This window comes from Micromonospora sp. M61 (genome assembly GCF_018070245.1).
Lineage (GTDB): Bacteria > Actinomycetota > Actinomycetes > Mycobacteriales > Micromonosporaceae > Micromonospora > Micromonospora zamorensis.
In genome coordinates this window covers 33,403-48,900 of record NZ_JAGPYA010000016.1, presented here as the reverse complement: position 1 = coordinate 48,900, position 15,498 = coordinate 33,403, and the positions used below count along the sequence as shown (strand labels likewise).

Here is a 15,498-nt window from a genome sequence, read left to right as displayed (position 1 = left end):
AGACCCTCCGCCCGCCTGCCCGTCAGGCCGCCCGCCCGTCAGGCCACCGACTCTCAGGCCACCGACTCTCAGGCCATGATCGACTCGGCTTTCTTGAAATCGGGGTATCGCAGGCGGTCTGACACCGCGACTTCATGAAAACCGAGTCGATCAACCGCACGCCGGCAACCCGAGACGGGCAAATCGGGTGACGTGCTGTCGGCGGTGCGGGTGGAACGCCCACGGGCCTGCCCTGCGGAAGATGCCGGACAGGCCCGTGGTCGTAGGGAAAAGCGGTCAGTGCTTGAGGGTGAACGTGAAGTCGCCGGAGAGCTTGCCGTTCAACCGGACCGCCGAAACGAGCTTCCCCTGGACGATCAGTCTCTCGACCTCGCCTCGGGTAAGACCGCAACCTTCAGCGATCAGTCGTACTGGTCGGACCGGGATCCGCGCCGCGAAGCGGACCGAGACGTCGATCGTCTCGCCGTCCGGGTGATCCGATCCGCCGGTGTCGAGGCGCCAGGCGCCAGTCCAGTCGAGGGCGATGCGGTTGGCGCGCTGCACGTCCGGATCCTGGAGCAGATCGGCTGTCAGTCCAGGGTCGTTGCCGTGCAACCGGTCCAGCAACTCCGGTGGGATGGTGCGAACTGTCATTCGCTCCAGGACGGTGAGCTTTGCCGTCTCCCCGCAGGCGGTGCAGAGCGCGAGGAGCCAGACGTCGATGAGTTTGTGGTTGGCGTTGACTCGAAATTTGCCGCTTGGCCGGAGGCGTTCGGACGCGCACGAGCGGCAACGGCGGTTGATGAGTGGCAGGCAGGTGGGCACGACGGCCCAGTTTCTGAGCACAGAGGTACACCGGTTTCAGTGAGAGGTCCGCAGCAAAAAGCGGCGCGGCGCACACGGCGCGACGCGCGACAGATCAGCGCTTGGGATGTCTCACAGGGTGTACAACGGCACGTCCTTGCCTAGACGACCTGGTTGCGCGCACGGTAACGGCGCCCAGCGGCGCCGATCCACTGGTTTTCGAGCGCTTCAGGACCGTCCGACCGGACAGGTGCCGGTTACGACAAGGTCAGACGGTGGGGACCGGCAGCACCGCGCCTTCGACCGCGGACCGGTGGGCCAGCTCGATCAGCTCGACCGTGGCGACCGAGTCCCGTGGGTCCACCGGCATCGGCGCGCCGTCGCGCAGCGCCGTCGCCACCTGCGCGTAGAAGCTCTGGTACGCACCGGGTTCCGTCGGCACGGGTCGGAGGTCGCCGTCGACACCGAGCTTGCCGTACCGCTCCGGCGGGACCTCGCCCCAGCCCGGCTGGTCCGGCCGGCCGCCGTCGTGCAGCGCCGCTTCCTGCACGTCCAGCCCGTACGTCGTGTAGCCGGCCCGGTCGCCCAGCACGCGCAGGCGGGGGCCGAGTTGAGCGGTGACCGCGCCCATCCACAGGTGCGAGTGGACCCCGTTGGCGTGGGTCAGCGCCACGAAGGCATCGTCGTCGACAGCTGCGCCCGCGCGGCGACGGTCCACCTCCGCGTAGACGCGGTCGACCCGGCCGAAGAGCTGCACCGCCTGATCGACGAGGTGGGCGCCGAGGTCGAAGAGTGCGCCGCCGGCCTCCTCGGGACTGGCAAGCTCCCGCCAGCCCGGCTTGATCGTCGGACGGAACCGCTCGAACCGGGACTCGAAGCGCAGCACCCGCCCCAACTCGCCCTGCTCGACGAGGCGGCGGGCGGTCAGGAAGTCGCCGTCCCAACGCCGGTTCTGGAACACCGTCAGCGGCACCCCACGCTCGGTCGCCTCGTCGACCAACGTGCGACCCTCGGCAGCAGTCGCGGCCAACGGCTTGTCGACGACGACCGGCAGGCCGGCTGCGAGCGCCGCCCGTGCCATCGGCACGTGCAGCCGGTTCGGCGTGGCCACCACGACCAGGTCCAGAGCGTCCGGCGTACGCCAGAACTCGTCGGCGTCGTCGACCAGGCGGGCGTCCGGGAAGTGCTGCCGGGCCTGCTCGCGCCGCTGCGGGTCGCGGGTCACGATGGCGTCGAGCCGCAGCCCGGGCGTCGCGGCGATCAGCGGTGCGTGGAACACCCGGCCCGCCAGCCCGTACCCCAGCAGGCCAACCCGCAGCGCCTCCGCCATGCCGTGCCCCCATCTCCCTGGTCCGCGCCCGACGTGGCGGCGGTACCGCTGAGGAAAACCTATCGCCCCGAGCGGCCCGACCCGATCTCGGCCCGACGCTGGTCAGCTCGCCGGGTCGGCCCGCAGGTAGGTGAGCACCGCGAGCACCCGACGGTTGGTGTCGTCGCTCGGTGGCAGGTCGAGCTTCAACAGGATGTTGCCGACGTGCTTGCCGACCGCCGCCTCGGTGACGTGCAGCCGGAGGGCGATCGAGGCGTTCGACCGTCCCTCGGCCAGCAGCGCCAGCACCTCGCGCTCCCGGGCGGACAGCGCGGCGAGCGGATCGCGGGGGCGGTGCAGCAGTTGCCGGACCACATCCGGGTCGATGGCGGTGCCACCGGCCGTGACCCGGCGCAGCGTGTCGACGAACTCGGTGACCTCGGCGACCCGGTCCTTGAGCAGGTACCCCACCCGTTGGCCGTCTCCGCTGTCCAGCAGCGCCGCCGCGTACCCGGTCTGCACGTACTGGCTGAGCACCACGACCGGCAGGTGGGGTCGCTCGGCGCGCAACGCGACGGCTGCGCGCAGCCCGTCGTCGCGGCGGCCGGGCGGCATCCGGATGTCGGTCAGCACCAGGTCCGGTTCGTGCTCGCGGGCGGCGTCGAGCAGGTCCGGCGCGGAGCCGACCGCAGCGCAGACCGTGAAGTCGAAGCGGGTCAGCAGCGCGACCAGGCCCTCCCGCAGCAGCACCTCGTCCTCGGCGAGCACCACCCGGGTCAGCGACGGCACGGCAGCTCCACCCGGACCAGGGTAGGCCCGCCGGGCGGGCTGGACAGCAACAGCCGTCCGTCCACTGCGGCGACCCGGTCGGCGAGACCGGTGAGGCCCGTACCCCGGGTCGGGTCGGCACCGCCCCGGCCGTTGTCGGACACCTCGACCACGAGGTCGCCACCGGCCCGGGTGAGACGGACGTCCGCGCTGGTCGCGCCGGAATGCCGGACCACGTTGCCGAGAGCCTCGGACACCACGAAGTACGCGGTGGTCTGGACGATCTCCGGTAGCTCGTCGTCGAGGTCGGCGCGGACGGTGACCGCGACGGTGGCCGCGTCGGCCAACTCGCGTACGGCGCCGGCCAGGCCGAGGTCGGTGAGGCTCTGCGGCCGGATGCCGTGCACCAACTGGCGCAGCATCACCATCAGGCCCCGGGCCTGCTCGTGCGCCACGGCGAGCGGCCGGGCGGCGGGGGAGTCCTCGGGTACGTCCAGTCGGGCCAGGCCGAGCTGAAGGGTGAGGCTGGTCAGTCGCGGCTGCGCGCCGTCGTGCAGGTCCCGTTCGATCCGGCGGCGTTCGGCCTCGTACGCGCCGACCAGCCGGGTGCGGGACCGGGCGACCTCGCGCAGCGCCGCGGCGTCGACCGGCGAGGCCAGCGCCCACCGGGCCACGGCGGCCTGGGCGGCGGCGAGCAGACCGACGGCGTACCAGAGCACCGGGATCAGCAGCACGCCCACTATCGCGTACGGGATGGCTTCGCCTGTGGTGTCGATCGGCTGCCAGATCACGACGGGCTGGTTGGAGTCGCCGGCCAGCCAGGGGCTGGTGATCATCCCGAGGTCGAGCAGCACCACCACCAGGAACACCCAGTACGCGACCGGGGCGACTCCGCCGAGCCAGAACAGGTACGCCACCTCCCGCCACCCGGCTGCACTTCGGTAACGGGCGGCCAGGCCGGGCCACGGTGACGTGGGCAGTGGGCGGCCGTCGACAAGCCCCAGCCGCCACCGCTCGATGACGGCCACCGGGAAGCTCATGAGCGGCGCCAGCGCCAGCAGGGTGAGACTGCCGACCGCCAGGAACAGCATGAGCGGGATGCTTGGCGGCCGGCCGTGCAGCAGCAGCGCGTTGAGGGCGGCGAAGAGGGGCGCGCCGATGACGAGCAGCCCGACGGCGAGCACGCCCGCGATCGGCAGTGTGCTGACCAGATAGGCCAGCGCCCGCCATGGCCAGGCGGAGACCAGCCAGTCGCGGCGACGCAGCGCCCTGGCCAGGTGAGAAGGGCTTTCCGGGGTCATGCAAGAGACGCTAATCGGGGACGACCACGCGCCCCAGCCGTCCAGATCCACTTCCCGGGGTATGCCCAGCACTACCCACCGAACGGCGGTGCGGCGCTGTCCGACGACAGCGAGGCCAGCTGACCCGGGCGCGCTGGCCGTTGCGCGTCAAAGCGGCGTCACGATCGCGCCGATTGGCGTAGCGGAAGCGTGAAAGCCCTGGTCGGCGGCGCCCCGTCGCTGTGTCATTGCCTTCGGCGGGCCCGAGGTACGGGTCTCTGCCCTCGCCGGAGGCGTGCTGTGGTTGTCGATCAGGAGCAGAAGACCGCCATGGTCGGCGGGTCGACCCCGACCGGGGTGAGCGTGGCGATCGGTTGGACGGTGCTGATCGGCGCCGCGCTGCTCGCCGGGGCGCTGTTCTCCCCGGCCGAGCTGCCCGCTCGGACGCTGGTCATGTCTGTTGTCGCCGGGGCGTACGCGGCGGTGGTGGCCGATCTTCGCGCGGTCGTCGCGGTGACCGGGCTGGGCATGGCGACCTTCGTCGGCTTCCTGGCCAACCGCTTCGGTGATCTGAGCGCGGGCGGGGACGCCTGGTCGTACGCCGTGGTGATCGCCTTCGCGGCCACGCTCGGCGCGGGTTACCGCTGGTTGCGGTCGGTGCCCCCGGCGGCCGAGTGACCGCCGGCAGGGCCGGGGTGCGGCCAGCCGCGCGGCGTACGTCGTACGCCCGCGTTGTTAGGATGGCCGCACCATGGCGAGTGAGCGCAAGGCGACCGCGGACCCGGCCCGCAGCCTGGCCATCCTCTGGCGCACCCGGGAGCCGACCAGCCGCAGCGCCGGGCCCGGCCTCAGCGTCGACCGGATCGTCCGGGCCGCGATCGACATCGCCGACGCGGAGGGTCTCGACGCGTTGACCATGCGACGCGTCGGCGAGGCGCTGGGCGTCGGCACCATGTCGGTCTACACGTACGTGCCGGGCAAGGCCGAACTCGTGGACGTCATGGTCGACACCGCGTACGGCGAGATGCCGCGACCCGCTGTCGAGGGTGACTGGCGGGCCCGGCTGGAGCGGATCGCCCGCGACAACCTGGCGCTCTACCAGCGGCATCCCTGGATGCTGCGGGCCGAGACGACCCGACCGGTGCTCGGCCCGCACCTGCTGGCCAAGTACGACTACGAGCTCGGCGCGGTCGTCGACATCGGTCTCAGCGACGTCGAGATGGACGCGGTGCTCACGCTCGTCCTCGGCCACGTGAAGAGCGCGGCGCGGGCCGCCTCCGAGGTGGTCGACCTGGAGCGCCAGTCCGGCATGACCGACGGCCAGTGGTGGCAGTCGCACGCGCCCTGGCTGGAGACGTTCATGACGGCCGGCAGCTATCCGATCGCCTCCCGCGTCGGCACCGCAGCCGGTCAGCAGCACGGTGCCGCGTACGGCCCGGAGTACGCCTTCGAGTTCGGTCTGCAACGCGTCCTCGACGGGATCTCGGTGGTGGTCGCCGAGCGGGCGGCCAGCCGGTGACCGGCCCTGCAGAGCTAGCCTGATCCGTCGCCGTCGCCCGCCGCGCTTCGGGCCAGCCGGGCGAGCGAGCGCGCCGACGGGCCACCCGGCTCGGCGTGGTAGACGACCAGCGACTGGGTGGTGCCGCTGATGGTGAACTTCTCGTAGCGCAACTCCAGCTCGCCCACCTGCGGATGCCGGAACACCCGTAGACCACCGCCCGCGCGAACGGTGACGTCGTGTCGGGCCCACAACCGCCGAAACCGCTCGCTGCCGGCCGTCAGCTCCTCGACCAGCTCGGTGAGCCGGGGATCGTCCACCTCGGCGCCGACCTGTGCGCGCAGGCCGGCCACCGCGTTGGCCGCGACGGCCGTCAGGGCCGGGTAGAGCGCCGGCACGCTCGGGTCCAGGAAGACCGCGCGCAGGAGGTTCACCCCGGCCGTGAAGATCGGTGCCAGCGCGGTCGCGAGGGGGTTGGCGAGGAGCACGTCCAGGTGTCGCCCGTGCACGAAGGCGGGGGTCTCGCTCCACGAGCCGACCAACTGCCGGATGCCCAGGGGCACCCGCTCCTGCCGGCGCGCAGCCGGACGGGCCGGCGCCGGCCGGGCCAGGCCGTACAGGTGTGCCGCGGCCTCCGCGTCCAGCATCAGTGCGCGGGCCAGGGCATCCAGCACCTGCGTCGACGGGTGCCGGTCGCGGCCCTGCTCCAACCGCAGGTAGTAGTCGACGCTGATGCCGGCGAGCAGGGCAGCCTCCTCGCGCCGCAGGCCGGGCACCCGCCGACGGCCGTGCGCGGGCAGCCCGACGTCACCCGGCCTGATCAGCTCGCGCCGGGCACGCAGGTATTCGCCCAGCGGGCCGGCTGTGCTCACCCGCTCATCGTAGGAGCCGCCACCGGTGCCCATCCTGGTCCTGCCAGTCCCAGGAAAAGCAGGGATCCGGCTGGCACCGGCCGCCTGGGTGACAGTGTCGGGGTAAGCGTGATCGAGAGACGGGACAGCAATGACAACTCGGATCAGCACTCCCTTCGGTTTCGCCTCGACCGCCGACGAGGTTCTCGCCGGTGTCGACCTGACCGGCAAGCGGGCCGTCATCACCGGAGGCGCCGCCGGCATCGGTGTCGAGACGGCCCGTTCGCTCGCCGCCGCCGGCGCCGAGGTGGTGCTCGGGGTACGCCGGGTCGCCGCGGGCGAGCAGGCCGCCGCCGACATCGCCGCCAGCATCGGTGCGGACCGGGTCAGCGCCCGCGAGCTGGACCTGGCCGACCAGGATTCGGTACGCCGGTTCGTCGCCGGCTGGGACCAGCCCCTGCACATCCTGGTCAACAACGCGGGGATCATGGCGCTGCCCGAGCTGGAGCGCACCGCCGAGGGCTGGGAGATGCAGTTCGCCACCAACTTCATGGGGCACTTCGCCCTGACCGTCGGTCTGCACGACGCCCTCGCCGCGGCCGGTGGCGCCCGGGTGGTGTCGGTCAGCTCCAGCGGGAACCTCTTCTCCCCGGTGATCTTCGACGACCTGCACTTCGCGTTCCGGCCCTACGACCCGCTGCTCGCGTACGGGCAGTCCAAGAGCGCCGAGGCGTTGCTCGCGGTCGAGGCGACCCGCCGCTGGTCCGGCGAGGGCATCCACGCCAACGCGCTCAACCCGGGCGCGATCGCCACCGGGTTGCAGAAGCACACCGGCGGGCTGCGTACGCCCAAGGAACGGCAGAAGACCCCGCAGCAGGGTGCCGCCACCTCGGTGCTGCTCGCCGCGTCCCCGTTGCTGGACGGCGTGGGCGGTCGCTACTTCGAGGACTGCGCCGAGGCGGCGGTCGTCACCGAGCGCCCTGCCGACTACACCGGTGTGGCCGCGTACGCAGTCGACCCGGGTAACGCCGAACGGCTCTGGAATGTCGCGTCGGACCTGATCTCTCATCGCGTCGGCACCACCGGCCGCTGAGTACGACGCGCCGATGGATGACACGCCGCACCAGCAGCGGCCCGGTCGGCACGACGTCGTGGAGTTGCGGGTCCACGGCGTGTCGGGGGCGCGACCGGAGCAGGTCCTCGGTCGGGCGCACGTCCGGCAGGTCGCGGGTGACGACAGCGGTGGTTTCCACCGCGCCGCCGAATCGGAGGACGCCGAGCCCGACGGTGTGACGCTGGAGGCGTACCGGTGGGGTGACCTGCCCTCCGGCACCGTGGCCCGGACGCTCTCGCTGGTCTTCCTGTTGCCGTTCATGCTCAGCAACGTGGCGGTCTGGATGCGGCCGACCGGCCGTCGCAGCGGCGCCGGGGTCACCGTGCTGTGCCGGCTCCTCGCCCTGAACCTCACGGTGCTGTACGTGGTGTCCATCGGCGGGGTGGCCCTCGACCTGCTCGCCTGGCGGTGTCTGGGCGCGGCCCGGTGCCGTGGTCCCTTCGACACCATGGCGGGGTTGGACGGACGGGAGGTCGGGCCGCGGTTGGCGGTGCTCGCTCTGCTGCCGATCGCCGCCGTCGCCTTCCTCCGGCTGCTGGGCACCCGTCGGCCCCGTCCGGCCGGCAACCCGTTGTGGGCCGTCGAGCCGATGGTGGGACGGCTGCGCGCGGTCCACGTCGCCGCCGCGCTCGCGGTGCTCAACCTGATGCTGCTCGTGGCCCGGACCGCCAGCGGTGCGACGGCCTCGACTACGGTGCTGCTGGCGCTCAGCGCGGCGGTGCTGGCGGTCTGCGCCGTTCTGCTCGCCGTCCCCGGCCTGCTGGACCGGGCGGCGACCATGCGGATGGTCACCCGGACCGCCAGCACGGTGGGCGCGGTGGCCGTTGCTCTGAGCGTGGCCACCCTCGTCGCCGTCGCCCTCGACGAGCGCCCCTGGCCGTCGTCGGACGGGCTGCCGGGCTACGACGAGGTCGTGAACTGGGCGCTGCTCACGCAGATGACGCTGCTGGTGGCGCTGAGCGGGCTGGTGCTGTGGCACCAGGGCCGGGGAGGCCGCCGCAACGCGCTGCCGCGGGGGCTGGGCGCGGCGGTGGTCGCGGCCATCGCGGTCGGCCTCGGCAGCGCGTTCGCCGCCAACCTCGTCTACCAGAGCGGCAACCTGCTCGGCGGCTACCGCGGCGACGGTGGGCCGCCGCTGCCGTACCAGTGGACGCTGTTGGCCTTCTTCGTGCACGTCATCGCGGGCGTGGTGTTGTGCGGTGGGCTGACCCTCCTGTCGCGACGCCGCCGGTGGCGGGCGGCGGCGGCGATCACCGCCCGCGACTTCCCGGCGGTGGGGCCGGAGGGCGCCGAGCGGCTGCGACAGGTGACGAGGGCGGTCGCCCGCGCGAGGTTCGTCGAGTGGCTGGGACTCCTCGCGATCACGTACGCGGCCCTCTCGGTGATCGGTCTGGCCACGAGTCTGTTGAGGCTGACCGACCTGGCGCCGGACCAACTGGCGTGGCGTGTCCTCGGGCTGCCAGCCGGGGCCGTCGGCATGGGTCTGGCCCTGGGCAGTTATCTCGTCGCCGCGGTGCTGGTGGCCCTGATCCTCGGAGGCGTGTTCGCCTACCGCACGGCGTGGTTCCGCCGGCACGTCGGCATCCTGTGGGACCTGGGTACCTTCTGGCCCCGGGCCGCGCACCCGTTCGCACCGCCGAGCTACGCCGACCGTGCGGTGCCGGAGCTGGCCGACCGGATCACCCACTTGACCGAGCGGCACGACGGGGTGCTGCTCTGCGGGCACAGCCACGGGTCGGTGCTGCTCGCCCTCGCGGTGCTGCGGCTGCCCCCGCGGGTACGCCAGCGCGTCGTCCTGCTCACCTACGGGTCGCCGCTGGACCGCCTGTACGCCCGGCTCTTTCCGGCCTATCTCAACGAGACGGTGCTCCGCGCGGTGGGGGACCGTGTCGAGTGGCGGTGGCTCAACCTGTGGCGGGACACCGACCCCGTCGGTGGTTGGATCTTCGCCCCACACCGGCCCGGCGATCCGCCTCCGGACCCCTCCGACCCGGCCGGCCGGGTCGACCGGCGGTTACGGGATCCACAGGGCCTGCTGCCTCCTCCGGGGGAGCGCCGTCCGCCACCGGTGCGGGGGCACCATCCGGGCGAGTCCGATCCCGAGTTCCGGGCGGCGATGGGCGAACTCGCGGCACGCCTCCGTCGCGGTGACTGAGGCTTCCTGGCCGGGCAGTGCGAGGTCCGGTGCTGTTCAGGGATCCTCGGGTGAACGATCGGTCTCCGCCACCATGGCTCGGACCTTGCGCAGGGTGGCGTCGGGCGACTGGATCGCGGCCCGCCAACGGTCCAGCGTCCGGGTGAGCACCCGGACCGCGAACTGCAACTTGTTGACCTGCTCGCGGAGCACGCCCAACTCGGATCGTGCGCTGAGCGCCTCGCCCTCCAACTGGGTGATCCGGGACTGCAACGGCTGCACCAGGGTGAGTGCGGCCTCGGTGAGGGTGTCGGCGGCGTCGGCCCTGAACTTGCCCCGCTGCACCACCACGGTGGCGATCGCGGCCAGGCCGGTGCCTCCGCCGAGGATGGCGAGCACACTGAGCGCCATCTGCACCCAGTGCGGTGCGACTGGCGGCGGGGAGCTACTCACGTGGCACCTGCCGGCACCTTCTCGTAGCCCACGATCTCGCAGGCCCGCACCAGGCGGCGCAGGTCGACGGCGATCTGCGCCGCCCGCCAGAGCGACCCGATCGTCACCGCGATGACGAACGACGTCGCGACGATGGACTGTCGGCCCGACATGGCCACCACGGCCACCGCGTACATGCCGGTGATCGTGCCGAGCACCAGCACGGACGCGAGTTCGATGCCCAACCCGGTGGAGAGCCGGCCGGGCCACACGATGCCCAGCAGCCCGCCCACACCCACCGCGATGAGACCCAGCTCCCAGGCGACCTGGATGGGCACCGGCATTGCCGTCTGCACGGAGGTCGGCCGGACCTCGAGGGTCATCATCAGCACGCCACATACGGGTGCCGCGGCCAGGACAGCGATCTCGTACGGCTGGTGGCGGGATCGGATACGGAGGTTTCCCACGGCAACTCCTTGGTCGAGGACCGGCGTCCAGCAGCGGCCGGTGGGCCGGTGCCGTTCGGGGGGTCGCGACTGTGGAGCGGCGGTTCCGTGCGGCGTGGCCCGTTGGTGCGCTGCCTGTGGACGGTCGTTGAGCGAGAAAGCTGCGACTCGCCGTCGTTGGCTGCCGATATCTGCCTGTGTAGCACCGATGACCGGTTGTCGTCCACCAGGTGCAACGTCGTGTTAACGCAGGTCAGAGCCCATTCCGGGCCGGATTCGACCGTGTCGGGTCGCCCGGAGCGCAGCGACCCGACCACACCATCACCTCGGTGACGAAGAGTGTCGGATATCTTGCCGAGGGTGACAATGGTGCGATCGGGTCGCCGATCGGTCAGCGGGCGAGCAGCGCCCGCAGCGCCCGGACCACCTCGGCGGGTGCCTCCTCCGCCATGAAGTGCCCGCAGGTGACCGTCCGATGCTCCAGATCCGGAGCCCAGGCGCGCCACACCGCGGCCGCGTCGTAGCCCAGCGCGGCGCCCCAGTCCTGCTGGAGCACGGTCACCGGCACCCGCAGCTGATTGCCGGCCTCCCGGTCGGCGGTGTCGTGGGTGACGTCGATGCCGGCCGACGCCCGGTAGTCGGCGACGATCGAGGTGACCGCCTCCCGGGACGCGCGCAGGTACTCCGCCCGTACGTCCGCCGGCATCGCCTCCGGATCACGGGTCCAGACGTCCAGGAAATGGCCGAAGAAGGCGTCCGGGCTGCCGCCGATCAGCGCTTCCGGCAGACCGGGCGGCTGTGCCATCAGGTACAGGTGGAACGCGACGGCGGCGGAGGTGCCGTGCAGCACCTCCCACGTGTCGAGGGTGGGCACCACGTCGAGCAGCGCGAGATGGCTGATCACCTCCGGGTGGTCGAGACCAGCGCGGAACGCGACCAGGGCACCACGGTCGTGGCCGGCCAACGCGAACCGTTGGTGGCCGAGCGCGGCGGCCAGCGCCACGACGTCGGCGGCCATGGTGCGCTTGGCGTACCCGTCGCCGTCGGGGTCGAGGGGCTTGTCACTGTCGCCGTAGCCTCGCAGGTCGGGGCAGATGACCGTGTGGTCGGCGGCCAGGTCGGCCGCGACGTGCCGCCACATGAGGTGGGTCTGCGGAAAGCCGTGCAGCAGCACGATCGCCGGCCCGGAGCCGCCCACGGCGACGTTGAGCGTCACACCGTCGGCGACTGTCACGCGGCGGTAGTCGAATCCGTTGATCCTGGGGTCCACGGGAAACCTTCCTGGTGAGCGGTGCCGGCAGGGGCGGTGGCCCTCGCCGTCGTACCTGGTCGAGCCTGCGCGGTGGTGATCAGCAGGCGATCAGTGCCGAGTCAGTGCGGTCCGCCCGGCGCGCCTAGATTGATGCCATGACCAGGCAACCGGCGGCACCGGACGCGGTGACCTTCGGCGTCCTCGGGCCGGTGACCGCCGTGACCGCGCGTGGCCCGGCCCCGCTGCGCGGGCACCGGCAGCGCCTGGTGCTGGCGCGGCTGCTGATCGCCCACGGGCGGGTGGTGCCGGTGGAACGTCTCGTCGACGACCTGTGGGAGGTCGCAACCGACGGCGCGGTGGGCGCCATCCGCACCTTCGTCGCTGACCTGCGCCGGGCCCTGGAGCCCGACCGACCACCCCGGCAGCCGCCCCGGATCCTGGTCACCGAGCCACCCGGGTACGTGCTGCGGGCCGCCCCGGACGCGGTGGACGCCGGACAGTTCGAGGCGGCCGTCGGCGAGGCGGGCCGGTTGCTGGCGGCGGGACGTCCCGCGCCGGCCCTGGCGACGCTCGACGGGGCAATGCGGCTCTGGCGCGGGCCCGCGTACGCGGACTGCGCCAACGAGCCCTGGGCGGTCGCCGAGATCAACCGGCTGGACGAGTTGCGGATGCTGGCCGTCGAGCGGCGCGCGGAGGTGCTGCTGGCCTTGGGTCGGCCCGACGAGGCCGCCGCCGACCTGCCGGCCCACCTGGCCAGCTATCCGCTGCGCGAGGATGCCTGGCGGTTGCTCGCGGTGGCCCGCTACCGCGCCGGGCGACAGGGCGACGCGCTGGCCGCGCTGCGCGAGGCGCGACACGCCCTGGTGACCGAGCTGGGCGTGGACCCCGGACCCGAGCTGCGGCGGTTGGAAGCCGACATCCTGGCCCAGGCGCCGCACCTCACCCCGACGCTCGACGACGAGGCCACCCCCAGCGCCGTGCGACCCGTCGAACCGGGTCCGGCGCGGCAGCGCCCGTTCGTCGGTCGGGACGCCGAGCTGGATCGCCTGCGGCAGGCCGCCGAGGCCGCGTCCCGCCGCCGCGAACCCACCCTCGCGCTGCTCAGCGGCGACCCGGGGGCCGGCAAGACCGCGATGGCCGAGACCCTCACCGAGCGGCTCGCCGCCGAGGGCTGGACCACGGCATGGGGACGCAGCCCGGAGTACGAGGGCGCGCCGCCGGCCTGGCCGTGGACCCAGATCACCGACGCGCTCGCCGGACCGGCCGATGCCTGGCCGGCCGATGGCCTTGTTGCCGACGATGGCTCGGGTGATCCCGCCGGGACGCGCTTTCGCCGACACCGTGCGGTGGCGTCACTGGTCTCGGCGGTCGCCGACCGCGGGCCGGTGCTGCTGGTCCTCGACGACCTGCACCGCGCCGACGGCGACACCCTGGACCTGCTGACCGCCCTGCTCACCGGCCCGCAGCCGGCCACCGGGCCGGTCTTGATCCTCGGCACCTACCGGGCCACCGAGATCAGCCCCGAGCTGACCGCCGCCCTGGCCCGCGCCGCCGGGCTGGAGCCGATCCGGGAGTATCTCGCCGGCCTGCCCGTGTCGGCGACCGACGAGTTGGCCCGAGCCGTCGTCGGTGCGGCACTGGACCCGGCCACCGCCCGGTTGATCCACGATCGCAGCGGCGGCAACCCGTTCTTCGTCCGGGAACTGGCCCAGTTGTACGCGAGCGAGGGGGAGGCAGCGCTGGCCGCGGTGCCGCCCGGGGTGCGCGACGTGATCCGGCACCGGTTGGCGCAGCTACCCACGCCGACGCGTACGGTGCTGCGGCAGGCAGCCGTGCTCGGCCGGGACCTCGACCCGGAGGTGCTCGGTGCGCTGGCCGGTGACCCCACCGCCGTGCTGGACGCCGTCGACCGCGCCCTGCAAGCCGGTTTCCTCACCGAGCGGGAGCCCGACGGGCGGCTGCGCTTCACCCACATCCTGGTCCGCGACACGCTCTACGCCGACCTGTCCACGCCGCGCCGCGCCGCCTGGCACGCAGCCGTCGCGGAGGTGCTGCGACAACGGGAGCCCGTCGAGCCCGCCGCGCTCGCGCACCACCTGCTCCGCGCCGGCGGACCGGTCGCCGCCGGTCGCGCTGCGGCGTACGCCCGCACAGCCGCCGAGCAGGCCGAACGGGGCGGTAACCCGCACGAGGCCGCCCGCCTGTGGGGGCAGACGATCGAGGCGTACGACCGCGCTGGTGCGGGCGAGCAGCGCGAGCGGTTGACGGCGTTGCTCGGTCTGGGACGCGCGCTGGCCGTGACGGGCCGCCTGGCCGAGGCGCGGCGACGGCGTGCCGAGGCGATCGCCGCCGCCGAGTCTGTCGACGATCCGCTGCTGATCGAGGAGGTGCTGGCCGGCTTCGACGTGCCCGCCATCTGGACGCGCAACGACGACGACCTGCTCTCCGGGCACATCGTCCGCGCTGCCGAGCACGCCCTGACCACTCTCGGCCCGACCGGTTCGGCGCGGCGCAGCCGGCTGCTGAGCACCCTCGCGCTGGAGCTGCGCGGCACCACCACCGACCGGGGCCGCCGTGCGGCGCACGAGGCCGAGACGATCGCCCGGACCGTCGGTGACCCGGGGCTGCTGGCCTTCGCGCTCAACGCCCGATTCATGCACTCCTTCGACAGCGTCGGCCTGGCCGCAGAACGGGCCCGGATCGGCACCGAACTGGTCGACCTGGCGGCCCGGCACCGGCTGGTGACCTTCGAGGTGCTCGGTCACCTCGTCCTGGTCCAGGCACACTGCGCGCTGGCCGACCGGCCCGCTGCCGATGCGCACTCCCGCGCCGCCGACCGCCTCGCCGAACGGTACGAACTGCCGCTGGTCGGCGTCTTCACCAGCTGGTATTCGGCACTGCGCCTGGCTCTGGACGGCGACCCGGCCGCGGCGGCGGACGCGTACCGGTTGGCTGCCGACCGGCTGAGCGCCGACGGCATGCCGGGCCTGACCCGCGGGTTGCTCCCGCTCGCCCTGCTCGGCCTGCGGCTCGTCGAGGCCGTCGGCGGTGACCGGCCGCACGCCAGCCCGGACCAGCCGATCCCCGGACCCGACGATGCGGGCTGGGCGGACGGGCCCGGCGGTGCCGGTTGGGCAGATGGGCCCGGCGGTGCCGGGTGGGCGGATCTGGACTGGGGGCCGCACGAGCCGTGGGTCCGGCCCTTGCTGCTGCTCGCCGACGGTGACCGGGACGCTGCCGAGGCGGCCCTGCGGACTCTTCCGGACGGGCCGCACGATCTGCTGCGGGAGGCGCGGCTCTGCCTCGTCGGCCGGGCGGCGCACGCCCTCGGAGACCGGGTCACGATGGAACGGGTCTACGTCGAGCTGCTCCCAGCGGCGGATGAACTGGCCGCCGGCAGTGGGGTGCTCACCGTCGGCCCGGTGGCCGGGCACCTCGCCGCCCTGGCCGACGCGCTGGGCCGCGACGAGGAAGCGGCCGCGCACCGCCGCGCCGCCCGCGCGGTCACCGCCCGGGCTCGCGCCGCCACGCCGGCGCTCTGACCGCCCGGGCCCGCGCAGTCCCCCCGCGCCCTGGCCGCCGCCCGCTGCCGGCGGCGACTTGCCGATTCGCGTCGGAACCCCGCGGCGGG

General features: G+C 73.2%; 13 protein-coding genes. 5 read left to right on the top strand and 8 right to left on the bottom strand.

The genetic code is table 11. The features are described from left to right. Positions 1-276: 276 nt before the first annotated feature. The 4 genes from KBX34_RS11885 to KBX34_RS11870 form a co-directional block, all read right to left on the bottom strand. Positions 277-804: a DUF1062 domain-containing protein gene (locus KBX34_RS11885; protein WP_307871380.1), complete on the bottom strand. Its 528-nt coding sequence runs from the start codon at positions 802-804 to the stop codon at positions 277-279. A 247-nt stretch (positions 805-1,051) separates the two neighbouring features. Further along, positions 1,052-2,113: a Gfo/Idh/MocA family oxidoreductase gene (locus KBX34_RS11880; protein WP_088947171.1), complete on the bottom strand. Its 1,062-nt coding sequence runs from the start codon at positions 2,111-2,113 to the stop codon at positions 1,052-1,054. A 102-nt stretch (positions 2,114-2,215) separates the two neighbouring features. Continuing rightward, on the bottom strand, positions 2,216-2,881 hold the full coding sequence (locus KBX34_RS11875) for a response regulator transcription factor (protein WP_088947172.1): 666 nt from the start codon (positions 2,879-2,881) through the stop codon (positions 2,216-2,218). Beyond that, complete coding sequence (locus tag KBX34_RS11870; protein WP_210924968.1) at positions 2,869-4,161, bottom strand: sensor histidine kinase; 1,293 nt, start codon at positions 4,159-4,161, stop codon at positions 2,869-2,871. Before KBX34_RS11870 ends, KBX34_RS11875 begins: the two co-directional genes overlap by 13 nt. Before the next feature lie 279 nt (positions 4,162-4,440). Here KBX34_RS11870 and KBX34_RS11865 point away from each other — a divergent pair, with 279 nt between their 5' ends. Beyond that, positions 4,441-4,818: a hypothetical protein gene (locus KBX34_RS11865; protein ID WP_210924966.1), complete on the top strand. Its 378-nt coding sequence runs from the start codon at positions 4,441-4,443 to the stop codon at positions 4,816-4,818. Positions 4,819-4,891: 73 nt separating this feature from the next. Then, positions 4,892-5,659, top strand: a complete 768-nt coding sequence (locus KBX34_RS11860; protein WP_210924964.1) for a TetR/AcrR family transcriptional regulator — start codon at positions 4,892-4,894, stop codon at positions 5,657-5,659. A 14-nt stretch (positions 5,660-5,673) separates the two neighbouring features. Here KBX34_RS11860 and KBX34_RS11855 read toward each other — a convergent pair whose 3' ends face one another. Next, the gene (locus tag KBX34_RS11855; RefSeq protein ID WP_307871378.1) at positions 5,674-6,510 is read right to left on the bottom strand and encodes a helix-turn-helix transcriptional regulator; all 837 of its coding nucleotides are present in this window, start codon (positions 6,508-6,510) and stop codon (positions 5,674-5,676) included. Positions 6,511-6,640: 130 nt separating this feature from the next. Here KBX34_RS11855 and KBX34_RS11850 point away from each other — a divergent pair, with 130 nt between their 5' ends. Together KBX34_RS11850 and KBX34_RS11845 are read left to right on the top strand one after the other, a co-directional pair. Continuing rightward, the gene (locus tag KBX34_RS11850) at positions 6,641-7,582 is read left to right on the top strand and encodes an SDR family NAD(P)-dependent oxidoreductase (RefSeq protein WP_088947175.1); all 942 of its coding nucleotides are present in this window, start codon (positions 6,641-6,643) and stop codon (positions 7,580-7,582) included. Between the two features lie 13 nt (positions 7,583-7,595). Beyond that, positions 7,596-9,758 (top strand): hypothetical protein, encoded by a 2,163-nt coding sequence (locus KBX34_RS11845; protein WP_210924960.1) that lies wholly within the window; start codon positions 7,596-7,598, stop codon positions 9,756-9,758. A 36-nt stretch (positions 9,759-9,794) separates the two neighbouring features. On the opposite strand, the gene KBX34_RS11840 is transcribed toward KBX34_RS11845, so the two are convergent. The 3 genes from KBX34_RS11840 to KBX34_RS11830 form a co-directional block, all read right to left on the bottom strand. Further along, positions 9,795-10,190 carry a hypothetical protein gene (locus KBX34_RS11840; RefSeq protein ID WP_210793630.1) on the bottom strand — a complete coding sequence of 132 codons (396 nt, stop codon included), beginning with the start codon at positions 10,188-10,190 and terminating at the stop codon, positions 9,795-9,797. After that, positions 10,187-10,636: a hypothetical protein gene (locus KBX34_RS11835; RefSeq protein ID WP_210924958.1), complete on the bottom strand. Its 450-nt coding sequence runs from the start codon at positions 10,634-10,636 to the stop codon at positions 10,187-10,189. Before KBX34_RS11835 ends, KBX34_RS11840 begins: the two co-directional genes overlap by 4 nt. A 370-nt stretch (positions 10,637-11,006) precedes the next feature. Beyond that, positions 11,007-11,885, bottom strand: a complete 879-nt coding sequence (locus KBX34_RS11830) for an alpha/beta fold hydrolase (RefSeq protein ID WP_210924956.1) — start codon at positions 11,883-11,885, stop codon at positions 11,007-11,009. Between the two features lie 137 nt (positions 11,886-12,022). On the opposite strand from KBX34_RS11830, the gene KBX34_RS11825 reads away from it, so the two are divergent. Then, positions 12,023-15,409, top strand: a complete 3,387-nt coding sequence (locus KBX34_RS11825; RefSeq protein ID WP_210924954.1) for an AfsR/SARP family transcriptional regulator — start codon at positions 12,023-12,025, stop codon at positions 15,407-15,409. Positions 15,410-15,498 lie beyond the last annotated feature (89 nt).

Bases quoted from the DNA above. Each gene is read 5' to 3' on its own strand.
- KBX34_RS11880 (WP_088947171.1), bottom strand. From the start codon at position 2,113: ATGGCGGAGGCGCTGCGGGTTGGCCTGCTGGGGTACGGGCTGGCGGGC.
- KBX34_RS11870 (WP_210924968.1), bottom strand. From the start codon at position 4,161: ATGACCCCGGAAAGCCCTTCTCACCTGGCCAGGGCGCTGCGTCGCCGC.
- KBX34_RS11860 (WP_210924964.1), top strand. From the start codon at position 4,892: ATGGCGAGTGAGCGCAAGGCGACCGCGGACCCGGCCCGCAGCCTGGCC.
- KBX34_RS11850 (WP_088947175.1), top strand. From the start codon at position 6,641: ATGACAACTCGGATCAGCACTCCCTTCGGTTTCGCCTCGACCGCCGAC.
- KBX34_RS11845 (WP_210924960.1), top strand. From the start codon at position 7,596: ATGGATGACACGCCGCACCAGCAGCGGCCCGGTCGGCACGACGTCGTG.
- KBX34_RS11825 (WP_210924954.1), top strand. From the start codon at position 12,023: ATGACCAGGCAACCGGCGGCACCGGACGCGGTGACCTTCGGCGTCCTC.